This is a genomic window from Collimonas sp. (genome assembly GCF_035566375.1).
Taxonomy (GTDB): Bacteria; Pseudomonadota; Gammaproteobacteria; order Burkholderiales; family Burkholderiaceae_D; genus Collimonas.
This window is the reverse complement of record NZ_DATMRK010000028.1, coordinates 12,537-26,594: the sequence shown is the minus strand read 5'-3', so window position 1 is coordinate 26,594 and position 14,058 is coordinate 12,537. Positions and strand designations below refer to the sequence as shown.

Sequence of the window (14,058 nt, the reverse complement as noted above, 5' to 3'; positions counted from 1 at the left end):
TTACTTATAACTTACGCAGTAATGATGCTTTAATCAAGGAAACAAAATGAGCAAAACAACATTCCTCGGCTTCGAACAACCGATCGCCGAACTAGACGCCAAGATCGAAGAGCTGCGTTTCGTCCAGGACGATTCGGCGGTGGATATTTCAGAAGAAATCGATCGCCTGTCGAAAAAAAGCCAGCAATTGACCAAGGATATCTACGCAAAATTGACCCCTTGGCAAGTCTCGCAGATTTCACGCCATCCGCAACGCCCCTACACCATGGATTATGTGAATGAAATTTTCACCGATTTCCATGAGCTGCACGGCGATCGCACCTATGCCGACGATCAGTCGATAGTCGGCGGTCTGGCGCGCTTTAACGGCCAGGCTTGCATGGTGATCGGCCATCAAAAGGGGCGCGATACTAAAGAGCGCGCCATGCGTAATTTCGGCATGCCTAAGCCGGAAGGTTATCGCAAAGCCTTGCGCCTGATGAAAGTCGCGGAAAAATTCGGCCTGCCGATTTTTACTTTTGTCGATACTCCTGGCGCTTTCCCTGGCATCGATGCGGAAGAGCGCGGCCAGTCGGAAGCCATTGGCCATAATTTGTATGCGATGGCTGAGTTGAAAGTGCCGCTGATCGCCACCATCATCGGTGAAGGTGGTTCTGGCGGCGCCCTGGCGATTGCGGTCGGCGATGCGGTCTTGATGTTGCAGTACGCGACTTATTCGGTGATTTCGCCCGAGGGTTGTGCTTCGATCTTGTGGAAAACCGCCGAGCGCGCAGCCGACGCCGCTGACGCGCTGGGCTTGACCGCGCATCGTTTGAAAGCAGTCGGCCTGATCGACAAGATCGTCAGCGAGCCATTGGGCGGCGCCCATCGCGATCCGAAGCAGATGGCTTCTTTGCTGAAGCGCGCGCTGGCCGATACGCTGCGCCAGTTCCAGGGCGTCAAGACCAAGGATTTGTTGAATGCACGCCATGAAAAACTGATGAGCTACGGTAAATTCAAGGAAGTGCTGGCAGCAGAATAGGCGTGTCGAATTCAATCACCACAAGTATCTACGCGTACTTAGAAAACACCCTGGCAGGAATCGCGCAAGCGTTCCCTGCCGTGATTCCAGAGCAGTCGGCGCGGCTGGCGATCGCCTATAGCGGCGGACTCGATTCCAGCGTGCTGCTGCATGCGGCTGCGCAGTATGCCAGCCAGCATGGCATCGCGTTATTCGCCTTCCACATCCATCACGGCATCAGCCCCAACGCAGATCAGTGGCAAATCCATTGTGCAGAAACGTGCGCAAAGCTGAATGTCGCATTCGATACCCGCGGCATCGAATTGCACAACGACGCCAAGAGCGGCGTGGAAGAAGCTGCTCGCATCGGCCGCTACGCGGCGCTGGGCGATTTATGCCGGCAGCATCAGATTCCTTTATTGTTGACGGCGCATCACCTGGATGATCAGGCTGAGACCGTGCTGCTGCAATTATTGCGCGGCTCCGGTGCGGCCGGTTTGTCCGGCATGGATCGATGGAACACAGCGCCGACCTTGCTTGGCGATGACCAATTGCTGATGGCGCGGCCATTGCTGAAAGTGTCGCGTGCAGCGTTGGAAGAATACGTTGCAAAATATGTCGCAACTCAACAGCTGACGTATATCGAAGACGAATCGAATCACGATCCGCGTTATGCCCGCAACGCCTTGCGCCAGCAAGTGATGCCGGTGCTGGCCCAATATTTTCCCGGATTCCAGGAGCGTTTCTCGCGTAGTTCCGGGCATATGCAGACTACCCAAAGATTGCTGATCGACCTGGCGGCGCAAGACATGGCAGTTTGTGCGGACGGTGCATGTCTTGATTTGCAGCACGTGCGCCAGCTGAGCGGCGAGCGGATCGATAATCTGTTGCGCTACTGGTTCGGCTTGCATCATTTGCGCATGCCATCCAGCGCCTGGCTGAGTGAAATGCGGCAGCAATTGCTGGAGGCAAAAGCCGACGCCCAATTGTGCGTGACACATCCGGATTGCCATATTCGCCGCCACCGCAATCGCGTATTCCTGACGCCGCGTGACGATATCGATCGTTCCGAGATCGAGCCGCAAGCTTTTCGCTGGAATGGCGAAGCTGAGATGCGCTTTCCCGAATTCGGCGGCGTCTTGCATTTCGACCGGGTAGAGCAGGGGATTGCGGCAGACTGGCTATCCGCACAGCCCTTGCAAATTCAATATCGATCCGGCGGCGAACGGCTCAAGCTGGCGTTTAACCGGCCCACAAAAAGTATCAAATATCACTATCAGGCTTTCGATGTGCCACCCTGGGAGCGCGAGCGCCTGCCCTTGGTGAGCAGCGGCAAGCAGATCCTGTTCGCGGCCGGCATTGGCATGGATTGCGTGCACCTGGCAACCGGGCCGGGCCCGCATATCAGCTTGCGTTGGCAAGCAGATGAGATTGCGCTGAAGTAAGTATTTCAGCTTGTTTCAACTTATTTCAACTTAAGCAACGGTTGCCGCCGCATTTTCTCCTTGTTTTCTCTCCGACAGGCCTCTTGTCATAATGTGCCGTTGCGGGTACATTAAAGGGTTGATTTTATTTTTCTTGCTTATTTTTTCATTGCACCACGCCCGCTTTTAGCACCCAACTACTCTCCCTATGGCTTTAATCGTTCACAAATACGGCGGCACTTCGATGGGCTCGACCGAGCGCATCAAGAATGTCGCCAAGCGCGTCGCCAAATGGCATGACGCTGGCCACCAAATCGTCGTGGTGCCCTCCGCGATGTCCGGTGAAACCAACCGTCTGCTCGGCCTGGCGAAAGAAATCAGCGAGCATCCGGATCCACGCGAACTCGACATGCTGGCCGCTACCGGCGAACAAGCTTCGGTTGCCTTGCTGGCCATGGCCTTGCAGGCGATCGGCAAGCAAGCGGTGTCCTACGCCGGCTGGCAAGTGCCGGTCAAGACCGATTCCGCCCACACCAAGGCGCGCATCCGCTCGATTGACGACGTCAAGGTGCGGCAAGACCTGGACGCCGGTAAGGTAGTGATCATCACCGGCTTCCAGGGTATCGACGAACTCGGCAATATCACCACTCTGGGCCGTGGCGGTTCCGATACTTCGGCAGTTGCCGTGGCTGCCGCGCTGAAGGCCGCAGAATGCTTGATCTTTACCGACGTCGATGGCGTCTACACCACCGACCCACGGGTGGTGACGGATGCGCGGCGCCTGAAGACCGTGACCTTTGAAGAGATGCTGGAGATGGCGTCGCTGGGCTCGAAAGTGCTGCAGATTCGCTCGGTCGAATTTGCCGGCAACTACAAGATGCCGACCCGCGTGCTGTCTTCGCTGACAGACCCTTTAATGCCGTTGGAAGAAGAAGCAATTTCCGGCACCCTGATTTCGTTTGAGGAAGACACCAAGATGGAACAAGCCACCATTACCGGCATCGCGTTCAATCGCGACGAGACCAAGATTACCGTGCTGGGCGTGCCTGACCGTCCCGGCATCGCCTACCAGATTCTGGGCGCGGTCGCCGACGCCAATATCGAAGTCGACATGATTATCCAGAATCAGTCGGTGGACGGAAAAACCGACTTCACCTTTACCGTGCCGCGCGGCGAATACACCAAGGCGATGGCGGTCTTGAACGACAAGGTCAAGGCCCACGTCGGCGCCGCCAGCATCACCGGCGACACCAAGGTGTCGAAGGTGTCGGTCGTCGGCGTCGGCATGCGCAGCCATGTCGGCATCGCCTCGCAAATGTTCCGTACCTTGTCGGAAGAGGGCATCAATATCCAGATGATTTCGACCTCCGAAATCAAGATATCGGTGTTGATCGACGAGAAGTACATGGAACTGGCAGTGCGGGCTTTGCACAAGGCTTTTGGGCTGGAAAGCGCTTAATTGATTTTTTTTTTCAAAAAAGCTGTTAATCTCGCATAGCGTTATTGACCAAAACCGCATGAAAAGTTATTATTCGTGTCCTTAACGCGGCGTTGCTTAAAAGCCGTTTAAGTTTGGAGGCGTGGCCGAGTGGTCGAAGGCACTTCCCTGCTAAGGAAGCATATGGGCTTAAACCTGTATCGTGGGTTCAAATCCCACCGCCTCCTCCAAGAACATGTTCCGAGAAATTCGAGAACGTACAAAGAACCGCTTCTAGCCTCGTGCTGATGCGGTTTTTTTGTTTTTGCGCTACTTTTCTTTGTCAGTTTATTATTTACCGTAGCGAACCTTGCCTTGTAAACTGGCTCTTACCAGTTGTTCAAGTAGTTGACGGCCGATTTCATTGAGATTGCTCATCGAGGTTCGGCCGGATAAATAAAGGTTACATGGCACGTCCTTCATCCTCATCGACAACAGATATGCCGGCGCCTGACGCCGCTCCTGCTGCTCAGAAGACGGGTATAAGCTGGCGCTTCTGGCTGACTGTGCTGGTAGTGCTGGTTTTGGGCGCCCTGGTGTTCAAGTCCCTGCATACCTTGCTCGCAGATGTGCACTATCGCAGCATCGTGCATGCCGTGAAACATACGCCGCTCAGCAATCTTTTACTGGCAGTGCTGGCGACGGCGGTAAGTTATCTGTCGCTGGCCGGCTACGACGTTTCCAGTTTGCGTTACGTCGGCGCCAAGGTCAAAGGGACCACCATCGGTTTGACCTCGTTCATCGCCTACGCACTCGGCAATACCGTCGGGCTCGGCGTGCTGACCGGCGGCACGGTGCGCATGCGCTTATATACGGCGAGCGGGGTCGAGGCTTCTCAGGTAGTGCAAGCCATCGCCTTCAACGCGGGCGCATTCGGCCTTGGCATGACCACTTTCGGCGCTATCGGCTTACTGTGGGGGGCGCCGCAGGTCGAGGCGTTGGCGCATATTCCCGGCTGGCTGTTGCGTGCGCTGGCCTGCATCGTGCTGTTGGGCGTCGCCGGTTTTATCGGCGTATGTCGCATGCAGCGCGAGCTGTTGTTGTTTGGTCGCTGGAATCTGCGCTTGCCAGAAGCGGGACTGGCCCTGCGCCAACTGCTGATTTCCGCCGTCGATTTAAGTGCCGCAGCGGCAACCTTATGGTTCTTGCTGCCGAGCGGCGTCATCGATTTGCCGACATTCGTTGCGTTTTATGCGATAGCGATGGCGCTCGGCGTGATCAGCCATGTGCCGGGCGGCGTCGGCGTATTCGAAGCAGTGATTTTGCTGGCTTGCGCCAATCACGCACCGACCAGCACCATCGCCGCCGCCTTGCTGCTGTATCGGAGCATCTATTTCCTGTTGCCGTTGTTGCTGGCAACGATTCTGCTCGCTGCATTTGAAATGCGTGCCGGCGCCGGCGCACCGGTGGCCCGTGCGGCGGTCAGATTATCGCCATGGCTGCTCACCGCATTGACACTGGTGACCGGCACCATGTTGCTGATATCCGGCGTCACGCCGGCTACCCGCCATGCCGAAGAATTGCTGAGGCTGCATGTACCTTTGTTCGTGGTGGAGGCGTCGCACCTGATCGGTAGCGTCGCCGGCCTGGCGATGTTATTCCTGGCGCGCGGCTTGCTGCACCGCCTCGATGCAGCCTGGTGGGCGTCGCTGGTGCTGACCGTGATCGCCGGGATTCTGGCGCTGCCCAAGGGCATCGCCATTTCCGAATTTATCGTATTGTTCATGCTGGCCTCATTGCTGGTGATTTCGCGCAAGCAGTTCGACCGGCGCTCGTCTTTGTTTTCACAAAGCTTCGAGCCCGGTTGGCTGATTGCGGTTGCCTGCGTGCTCGCTGCCTGCGGCTGGATACTGTTGTTCGCCTACCGCGATATCGACTACGCCGATCGCATGTGGTGGCAATTTGCCTTCGACGATTACGCGCCGCGCTCGATGCGAACCTTGATGGTGGTGGCCATCATGGCCCTGGGACTGGGCTTGTGGCAGCTGTTCCGGCGCTCAACCGGCGTCGCCGAACGGCCCGTGGAACAGGAGCTGCAACGCGCCGCCGAGATCCTCCGCAAGCAGCCCGCCGCAGACGCCTGCCTGGCTCTGATGGGCGATAAAAGCCTGCTGTTTTCTGCTTCGGGCAATAGCTTCATCATGTTCGCCAAACATAATCGTTCCTGGGTGGCCTTGTCCGATCCGGTCGGCGAGCAACAGGAGTGGTCCGAGCTGATCTGGCGCTTTATCGAACTGGCTGACGGCCACGGCGGCCGAGCTGCGTTCTATAAAGTAAGGCCGCAGTCCCTGCCGCTATATTTGGATGCCGGTCTGCGGGTTTATAAGCTGGGCGAAGAGGCTTACGTGCCCTTGGATCAATTCAGCTTGCAAGGACCGCGCCGCGCCAACCTGAGGCATGGTGTCAATCGCGCCGAGCGCGAGGGCTTAAGTTTCGAGATGCTGACGGTTGAACAATTGCCGCCGCTATTGGGGCAGCTCAAGCTCGTCTCGGATGCCTGGCTGGCCGATCAGGACACCCGCGAAAAGAGTTTTTCGCTGGGTGCTTTCGACGAGACCTATGTCTTGCGTCAACCGGTCGCAGTGATTCGTCGCCAGCAAAAGATCATCGCCTTTGCCAGTTTGATGTGTCCAGACGTACTGCGGGTTGAAGCCAGCATCGATTTGATGCGGCAATTGCCGGATGCGCCGCCAGGCACCATGGATTTCCTGTTTTCCCAATTGATGCTGCATTTCAAGGAGCAGGGATTCCAGCGTTTCGGTTTGGGCATGGCGCCGATGTCGGGCATGAAAGACCATCAGCTGGCGCCGCGCTGGCAGCGCTTTGGCCGCATGCTGTTCATGCACGGCGGACGTTTTTATAATTTCCGCGGCCTGCGCAATTTCAAAGACAAATTCGATCCGGTGTGGGAGGCGCGTTATCTGGTGACCAAGGGCGGCCTGGCGCCGCTGTTCGCGTTCACCGATACCGCTGCGCTGATCAGCGGCGGCCTCAAGGGAGCAATCAGTAAATGACACTGAGAAAACTAAGCAAGCAGAGAATAATTTGCCTGGCCTTATGCGCGCTGGCTTTCATCGGCAACCGTGCGGGTGCAGATGAGGCGTATCACAGCCTAAGCCATGGGCGTTTCAAAAATATTGAAATCTACCGGCCGGCGGAGCCGGTCAATGGCGTCGTCTTGCTGCTTTCGGGGGATGCCGGCTGGGACAAAAGCGCCGCCGACAAGGCCCATGCGCTGGCGCAGCAGGGCGCTTTGGTGGCCGGCATCAGTACGCCGCAACTATTCGCCAGCCTGAACGCGGACGGCGGCGATTGCGCGTTTCCGGACGGTGACCTGGAAAATTTGAGCCGCTTTGTGCAGGCTTACGAAAAACTTCCCGGATATTATCCGCCGCTATTGGTGGGAGAAGGATCCGGCGCAACCCTGGCTTATGCGATGCTGGCGCAAGCGCCAGCGAATACTTTTGGCGCCGCCTTGTCGCTGGGATTTTGTCCGACGCTGAACTTGCGCAAGCCGCTGTGCAAAGGCGAGAACGTGCATTTCAAAGTGCGTGCAAAGAGCAAGGGAGTGGACCTGCTGCCGGTTGCCAAGCTGCCGGCGGCCTGGCGGGTTTTGCTGGATGCAGAAGCGTCTGAGGCCCGGCATTGCGAAGGTGGTGTAGCCCGCACCCGTGCATTTGTGGCTAGCGTCGGCTCAGCCGAACTGAGCATGGCGTCCGGCACGGAGCGGGACCGGTTGGCGCAACTGAAGACGGCTTACTCCAGCCTGAATGCAAAATTACCTGTAGCGGTGCAAGCGCCGCCTGCCGCAGTGTCCGATTTACCTGTGGTGGAAGTCGCTGCACTGGCGTCATCCGAACGCAGCCGTGATGCCGATACCATGGTGATCCTGATCAGCGGCGATGGCGGCTGGGCCGGTATCGATCGTGACGTCGCCACTGCGTTGTCCAAGCGCGGCGTGCCGGTGATCGGCATCGATTCGCTGCGCTATTTCTGGAGCGCCCGCACCCCGGCGTCGACGGCAAAAGATGTGGAGCGTCTGATGCAGTTCTATATGGCGCGCTGGAAAAAAACCAAGGTGGTATTAATCGGTTATTCGCAAGGAGCCGATGTCTTGCCCTTTGTCGGCAACCGCTTGTCAGGCAAGGCGCTGGCGTCGGTGCCCTTGATCGCGATGATGGGCCTGGGTAAAAAAGCCGATTTCCAATTTCATTTGACCAATTGGGTCAGCTCCAGTAACGACGGTTTGCCTATCCCGTCCGAAGTCGCAAAACTGCCGGCCGGCCTGGCGATGTGCATTTACGGCAGCGAAGAAAACGATTCCGCCTGTCCGAGCCTAGATGCCAGCCGCGTCAAATTGCTCAAGCTGAGCGGCGGCCATCATTTTGACGGTAACTATGAGCGCCTGGCCGGCTTGATTCTCGATGCGGCGCGCAAATAATCTGGCAACCTCGCTGCAATATTTGTATGGTGAATATCTGATATCACAACAATCAAGCAGACGGCTATGCTGCAGCGCGATATAGTGTCTCTGTCTCCTCCAACACCTCATAAGGTTTGGATTCAGCCCGCAACGAAAGTTAGCGGGCTTTTTTTTGTCTGGAATGCGTCGTGAGCCGCACCCTTATGTGGCTTTTGTGTAAACCTGTCTAGCCTTCACTGGACCGAACTCCATTTTTTTTGTCATGCCCTCCGTTGTGAACTCTCGGGTGATGACACCTGTTTTGCTGTCGCCGTCAATTTGATTCTGTATGAGTATGTTGCCCTCACTTGTTACCGTAGTTCGGAACTGTTTATCAGAGATTGTCGTTTCATCGAATTGCTGGCCAAGAGTGAACTTTATTTCGTTGGTTTTGGACACAGTCGATATTTTTATTGCGATAGTGTCGCCGGCGATCGATATCGTTTCGGTGGGTTTTGCTGTTGTCAGGAGTTTGCGCATTATCATGCCCGTTCCTAATGCGGACAGGTATGCATCATAGTTGTCACTGGAGCTCATTTTGTATTCGCCGACAATTTCATTGTTCATATTCATTTCCTCTAAAAAACATCCTTCATATCTCCCCGGACGGGGTAGACAGGGTGAGGTTGAGTCATCGATGATTTCAGGCTGCATGCCGCGGAGGGACGCCAGGGCATCGCATAACCTACTTCAATATGCGGCTAGCCGTAACTATCAATATTGACAGGTCCAAGATGGGTGGTTAGCACGGTTTTTATGTTCATCGCTTAGCATGAGCCGCAGCGAGCTGCGGCCGATTGCATAAGCTCTGGATTCAGCCCGCAACGAAAGTCAGTGCTGATTTTTTGTCCAGCATTTATCGGCCGCTGACGCAGCGTCGGCAAACAGATACTTAAACCTGTATCTGAATCACGAAAAAATTCATTGGAAAACGGCCGGATTCCCTCCTAGTATGGATCGCGCCCTTCAAACGTTTTATCTATCAAAAACATAAAAACGGAGACTACCAATGAAAATGACACGCAGAACGGTATTGAGCGCGGCCCTTTGTTTCGGTCTGGGCTTGGGAGTTGCCGCCAGCGCCTATGCTGAAAAGTCGCTGGTGCTGGGTTTTTCCCAGGTCGGCGCCGAGAGCGAATGGCGCACCGCGAATACGGCGTCGATCAAGGACGCGGCAAAACAGGCCGGCGTCACGCTCAAGTTCGCCGATGCTCAGCAGAAGCAGGAAAACCAGGTGAAGGCGATTCGTTCCTTCATTGCGCAAAAGGTCGATGTCATTGCGTTTTCTCCGGTGGTGGAGTCGGGTTGGGATACTGTCTTGCGCGAAGCGAAAGCCGCCAAGATCCCGGTTATCCTGACAGATCGTGCGGTCGACGCCAGCGACAAATCCCTGTATGTGACTTTCATCGGCTCCGATTTTGTTGAAGAAGGCCGCCGCGCCGGCCGCTGGTTGCTGGAACGGGCCAAGACCATGCCCGCCGGCGATATCAATATCGTTGAGTTGCAGGGGACAGTCGGATCCGCCCCTGCGATCGACCGCAAGGCGGGTTTTGCGCAAACCATTGCCGCCAATCCGCATCTGAAAATTATCCGCTCGCAATCCGGCGATTTCACCCGCGCCAAGGGTAAGGAGGTGATGGAGGCCTTCCTCAAAACCGACGGCAAGAAGATCAATGTTTTATACGCGCATAACGACGACATGGCGATCGGTGCAATCCAGGCCATCGAAGAAGCGGGCTTGAAACCCGGCGTCGACATTGTGGTCATCTCCATCGACGGCGTTAAAGGCGCGTTTGAAGCGATGATGGCTGGCAAACTCAATGTCACGGTCGAATGCAGCCCCTTGCTTGGGCCGCAACTCATGAAAGTGGCGAAACAGGTGATTGCCGGCGAGACCGTTCCGAAGCGCATTACGACGGAAGAAAGCGTGTTCCCGGCTGAAGTGGCAGCCAAGGAATTCCCAAATCGTAAGTACTGAGTTTTGTACAGATGATGGCGGCACCGACGCTGGAGTTAAACGGCATACATAAGGCATTTGGCGGCGTCAAAGCGCTGAGTGACGTTGCCTTGCGCTTGTACCCAGGTGAGGTTCACACATTGATGGGGCAAAACGGTGCGGGCAAATCGACCCTCATCAAGGTATTGACCGGCGTCTATACGCCTGACAGCGGCGAGATCCGGCTGGACGGCAGAATCGTCCAGCCGGCTTCCACGCTGGAGGCGCAGAACCTCGGCATCAGCACGGTGTATCAGGAAGTCAATCTGTGTCCGAATCTGTCGGTTGCTGAAAACATATTCATTGGCCGTTACCCAAGGAAATATGGCGGCATAGACTGGAAAACCATGCAGCAGCAGGCGCAACGTTTGCTGGCCGATTTGCAGATCCATATCGACGTGACGGCCGCTCTGGCCAGGTATCCGCTGGCGATCCAGCAAATGGTGGCGATTTCACGCGCCTTGAGCGTATCGGCGAAAGTACTGATTCTCGACGAACCGACCTCCAGCCTGGATGAGGCCGAAGTAGGTTTGCTGTTTGATGTCTTGCGCAAATTGCGCGGGCAGGGCATGGCGATCCTGTTCGTGACACATTTTCTGGAGCAGACCTACGAAATTTCTGATCGCATCACGGTCTTGCGCAACGGAGTTCTCGAAGGCGAATATCCGGCCAGCGGCTTGAGCCGCTTCGAACTGGTTAACAAAATGGTCGGCCTGCAGTCGCCATCAAATGGAGAGCCGGTCGGCGCCGGCCAAGAGGCGCGTACGCCAGGCGGCGGCGAGCTGGTGCTGCAGGCGCGTGGCTTGGGGCGCAAGGGAGTGCTGGCGCCGCTGGATCTGGATTTTCATGCGGGCGAGGTCTTCGGGCTATGCGGTTTGCTGGGATCCGGCCGCACCGAAGCCGCGCGCTTGCTGTTCGGCGCCGACAAGGCCGACAGCGGCAGCCTATGCGTGAAGGGCAAAGCCGTCAGATTCAACTCGCCGCGCGACGCCATCGCCGCCGGTATCGGTTTTTGCTCCGAAGACAGAAAGGCAGAAGGCGCGATACTTGCGCTGTCGGTGCGCGAAAACATCATCCTGGCGCTGCAGGCGCGGGCCGGTTTGCTGCGCGTAATTCCGCGCAAACGCCAGCAAGCGATCGCCAGCGACTATATCAAATGGCTGGGCATCAAGACTCCCGATAGCGAGACGCCGATCAGCTCCCTGTCCGGCGGCAACCAGCAAAAAGCCTTGCTGGCGCGCTGGCTTGCCACCGATCCCGCAATGCTGATTCTGGATGAGCCGACACGCGGCATCGATGTGCGCGCCAAACAAGAGATCATGGATCATATGATCGCCGTGTGCCGCAAGGGCATGGCGATCCTGTTCATTTCCTCTGAAATTCCAGAGGTAATACGGTGCAGCGACCGCATGCTGGTACTGCGCGATCGCCAGGCTTGCGGCGAATACCTGAATGGCGAACTCGACGACGAATCGGTGTTACAGGTGATCGCAGGAGAGTGTGAATGAGCGTGTCGTTGAATTCCGATTCAGTATCCGATCCCGTCTCCGATAGCGGGTTGCAGAGTGGCGCCGGCCTGCGATCGGCGGCGCGCTTGCGTCAGTTGTTGCTGCATCCGCTGCTGCGGCCATTGGCGGCGCTGGGGTTGCTGCTGGCGCTGGATTTTTTCATGATCCCGGGATTTTTCCGGCTCGAGTGGAAGGATGGCCATCTGTATGGCAGCCTGATCGACATCGTCAACCGCGCCGCGCCGCTCATACTGACTGCCCTCGGCATGACCCTGGTGATTGCCACGCGCGGCATCGATATTTCGGTGGGCGCGGTGGTCGCCATCGCCGGTACGGTTGCCGCGTTGCTGATAGGCGGCACGGTGGAAATGCATAACGGCGTGCCGGAATATGCAAGCCGCATCCCGATGGTGTGGGCGATTGCTGCGGCTATGGGCGCAGCTATTTTATGCGGTGTCTGGAATGGATTTCTGGTCGCCACGCTAGGTTTGCAGCCGATTATTGCGACCTTGATCCTGATGGTGGGCGGGCGTGGACTGGCGCAATTATTGACTGACGGTCAGATCGTCACGGTGTATTACAAACCGTTTTTTTATATCGGCAGCGGCTACCTTTTCGGGCTGCCGTTTTCCCTGTTTATCGCCGTCGGCGTGTTTTTTGTGGTGGCGCTGCTGATGCGCAAGACCGCGCTAGGTTTGTTCATCCAGACGGTCGGCATCAACCCGGTGGCGGCGCGGCTGGCCGGCATCAGGACCGCTGCCTTGATCTTTTTCGTGTACATGTTTTGCAGCGCCTGCGCCGGCGTCGCCGGCTTGATGATCAGCTCCAATATCAAGAGCGCAGATGCGAATAACGCCGGCCTGCTGCTGGAACTGGATGCAATCCTGGCGGTGACGCTGGGCGGCACTTCTTTGGCCGGCGGAAAATTCAGCCTGGTCGGCAGTGCCATCGGCGCATTGATTATCCAGGCGCTGACCTACACGATTTATTCGATGGGCGTGCCGCCGGAAGTGAATATGGTGGTGAAATCGATGGTGGTGTTTGCCGTGTGCCTGTCGCAATCGCCTGAGTTTCGCGGTCTTGGAAGCGAGATGTTTGGCGGCGCTTCACGGTCGCGCACTGTGAGAAAGTGAATCGTAAAAAAATATGAAATCCTTCCGCCGCTCACTGTCGTCGCCTTACTTCACTTCGCTGGCAACCGTTGCTTTGCTGATCGTGATGTTCGCTCTCGGATCATTCGCCTACAGCGGATTTTTTTCCTTGCAGGTGGTGTTGAATCTCTTGATCGACAATGCCTTCCTGTTGGTGATCGCGATTGGCATGACTTTCGTCATTTTATCCGGCGGCATCGATCTGTCGGTTGGTTCGGTGCTGGCCCTGACCACCATGATTTCGGCCTATCTGTTGCAGATGTGGCACTGGCCGCCGCTGTTGGTGATTGCTTGCGTGCTCCTGATCGGCAGCGGCTTCGGCGCGCTGATGGGAGCGCTGATTCATTTTTTTAAATTGCAGGCGTTCATCGTCACCTTGGCCGGCATGTTCCTGGCGCGTGGTTTGTGCTACCTGATCAGCATCAATTCCATCACGATCGATCAGCCGCTGTATGTGACCTTGTCGCAGGCCCGCATAGGAATTTTTGGCGCCTTCATTTCGCCCAGCGTAGCGATCGCCATGCTAATGCTTGGGCTGGCCATCTACATTGCCCACTACACGCGCTTCGGGCGTGCGGTGTACGCCATCGGCGGTAACGAGCAGTCGGCGTTGCTGATGGGGTTGGCGGTCGGGCGCACCAAGGTGATGGTCTACGCATTCAGCGGATTTTGCGCAGCCCTGGCCGGGGTCTTGTTTTCGTTTTACATGTTGTCCGGTTATGGCTTGCACGCGCAGGGCACGGAGCTGGATGCGATTGCCGCTGTGGTGATCGGCGGCACCTTGCTGACCGGTGGTTACGGTTATGTCGCCGGTACCCTGACCGGGGTGCTGATCCTGGGCCTGATCCAGACCTTGATTGCTTTCGACGGCAGCTTGAGTTCGTGGTGGACCAAAATCGTCATCGGTGTGTTGCTGTTCGTGTTTTGCATGGCGCAGCGGCTGCTGTCTCTGGGGGCGGCTAGTGGCGCGTCGACGCCGTCAGCAACTCTTTATGCCTCGACATCCGTGCAGCACTGATCTTGTATTGCAGATACGTTCG

The 14,058-nt window shown here is 56.7% G+C and carries 10 protein-coding genes and 1 tRNA gene; 10 read left to right on the top strand and 1 reads right to left on the bottom strand.

Annotated elements, in window-relative coordinates; genetic code table 11:
- Positions 1–46 precede the first annotated feature (46 nt).
- The 6 genes from VNZ60_RS07270 (at position 47) to VNZ60_RS07245 (ending at position 8,342) form a co-directional block, all read left to right on the top strand.
- The gene (locus VNZ60_RS07270; protein ID WP_211466600.1) at positions 47–1,021 is read left to right on the top strand and encodes an acetyl-CoA carboxylase carboxyltransferase subunit alpha; all 975 of its coding nucleotides are present in this window, start codon (positions 47–49) and stop codon (positions 1,019–1,021) included.
- 2 nt (positions 1,022–1,023) lie between these two features.
- On the top strand, positions 1,024–2,445 hold the full coding sequence (gene tilS / locus VNZ60_RS07265; RefSeq protein WP_325657755.1) for a tRNA lysidine(34) synthetase TilS: 1,422 nt from the start codon (positions 1,024–1,026) through the stop codon (positions 2,443–2,445).
- 187 nt (positions 2,446–2,632) lie between these two features.
- Positions 2,633–3,883, top strand: a complete 1,251-nt coding sequence (locus VNZ60_RS07260) for an aspartate kinase (RefSeq protein WP_325657754.1) — start codon at positions 2,633–2,635, stop codon at positions 3,881–3,883.
- 115 nt (positions 3,884–3,998) lie between these two features.
- Positions 3,999–4,092: transfer RNA gene (locus VNZ60_RS07255), tRNA-Ser, on the top strand.
- Positions 4,093–4,308: 216 nt separating this feature from the next.
- Positions 4,309–6,915, top strand: coding sequence for a bifunctional lysylphosphatidylglycerol flippase/synthetase MprF (gene mprF, locus VNZ60_RS07250; RefSeq protein WP_414648793.1), 2,607 nt, complete (start codon positions 4,309–4,311; stop codon positions 6,913–6,915).
- A complete protein-coding gene (locus VNZ60_RS07245; protein ID WP_325657753.1) occupies positions 6,912–8,342 on the top strand; it encodes a virulence factor family protein in 1,431 nt (476 codons plus the stop codon). The genes mprF and VNZ60_RS07245 overlap by 4 nt, the downstream gene beginning before the upstream one ends.
- A 183-nt stretch (positions 8,343–8,525) precedes the next feature.
- Here VNZ60_RS07245 and VNZ60_RS07240 read toward each other — a convergent pair whose 3' ends face one another.
- Positions 8,526–8,930, bottom strand: a complete 405-nt coding sequence (locus VNZ60_RS07240) for a lipocalin/fatty-acid binding family protein (protein ID WP_325657752.1) — start codon at positions 8,928–8,930, stop codon at positions 8,526–8,528.
- A 442-nt stretch (positions 8,931–9,372) separates the two neighbouring features.
- On the opposite strand from VNZ60_RS07240, the gene VNZ60_RS07235 reads away from it, so the two are divergent.
- The 4 genes from VNZ60_RS07235 to yjfF are packed head-to-tail and all read left to right on the top strand — an operon-like array spanning position 9,373 to position 14,036.
- Positions 9,373–10,341: an ABC transporter substrate-binding protein gene (locus tag VNZ60_RS07235; RefSeq protein WP_325657751.1), complete on the top strand. Its 969-nt coding sequence runs from the start codon at positions 9,373–9,375 to the stop codon at positions 10,339–10,341.
- 11 nt (positions 10,342–10,352) lie between these two features.
- Positions 10,353–11,867: a sugar ABC transporter ATP-binding protein gene (locus VNZ60_RS07230; protein ID WP_325657750.1), complete on the top strand. Its 1,515-nt coding sequence runs from the start codon at positions 10,353–10,355 to the stop codon at positions 11,865–11,867.
- Positions 11,864–13,000: an ABC transporter permease gene (locus tag VNZ60_RS07225; RefSeq protein WP_325657749.1), complete on the top strand. Its 1,137-nt coding sequence runs from the start codon at positions 11,864–11,866 to the stop codon at positions 12,998–13,000. The genes VNZ60_RS07230 and VNZ60_RS07225 overlap by 4 nt, the downstream gene beginning before the upstream one ends.
- A 13-nt stretch (positions 13,001–13,013) precedes the next feature.
- The gene (gene yjfF, locus VNZ60_RS07220; RefSeq protein WP_325657748.1) at positions 13,014–14,036 is read left to right on the top strand and encodes a galactofuranose ABC transporter, permease protein YjfF; all 1,023 of its coding nucleotides are present in this window, start codon (positions 13,014–13,016) and stop codon (positions 14,034–14,036) included.
- Positions 14,037–14,058 lie beyond the last annotated feature (22 nt).

Coding starts and splice junctions, on each gene's coding strand:
- VNZ60_RS07260 (WP_325657754.1), top strand. CDS start 2,633: ATGGCTTTAATCGTTCACAAATACGGCGGCACTTCGATGGGCTCGACC.
- VNZ60_RS07230 (WP_325657750.1), top strand. CDS start 10,353: ATGATGGCGGCACCGACGCTGGAGTTAAACGGCATACATAAGGCATTT.
- VNZ60_RS07240 (WP_325657752.1), bottom strand. CDS start 8,930: ATGAACAATGAAATTGTCGGCGAATACAAAATGAGCTCCAGTGACAAC.
- yjfF (WP_325657748.1), top strand. CDS start 13,014: ATGAAATCCTTCCGCCGCTCACTGTCGTCGCCTTACTTCACTTCGCTG.
- mprF (WP_414648793.1), top strand. CDS start 4,309: ATGGCACGTCCTTCATCCTCATCGACAACAGATATGCCGGCGCCTGAC.
- VNZ60_RS07235 (WP_325657751.1), top strand. CDS start 9,373: ATGAAAATGACACGCAGAACGGTATTGAGCGCGGCCCTTTGTTTCGGT.
- VNZ60_RS07245 (WP_325657753.1), top strand. CDS start 6,912: ATGACACTGAGAAAACTAAGCAAGCAGAGAATAATTTGCCTGGCCTTA.
- VNZ60_RS07225 (WP_325657749.1), top strand. CDS start 11,864: ATGAGCGTGTCGTTGAATTCCGATTCAGTATCCGATCCCGTCTCCGAT.
- VNZ60_RS07270 (WP_211466600.1), top strand. CDS start 47: ATGAGCAAAACAACATTCCTCGGCTTCGAACAACCGATCGCCGAACTA.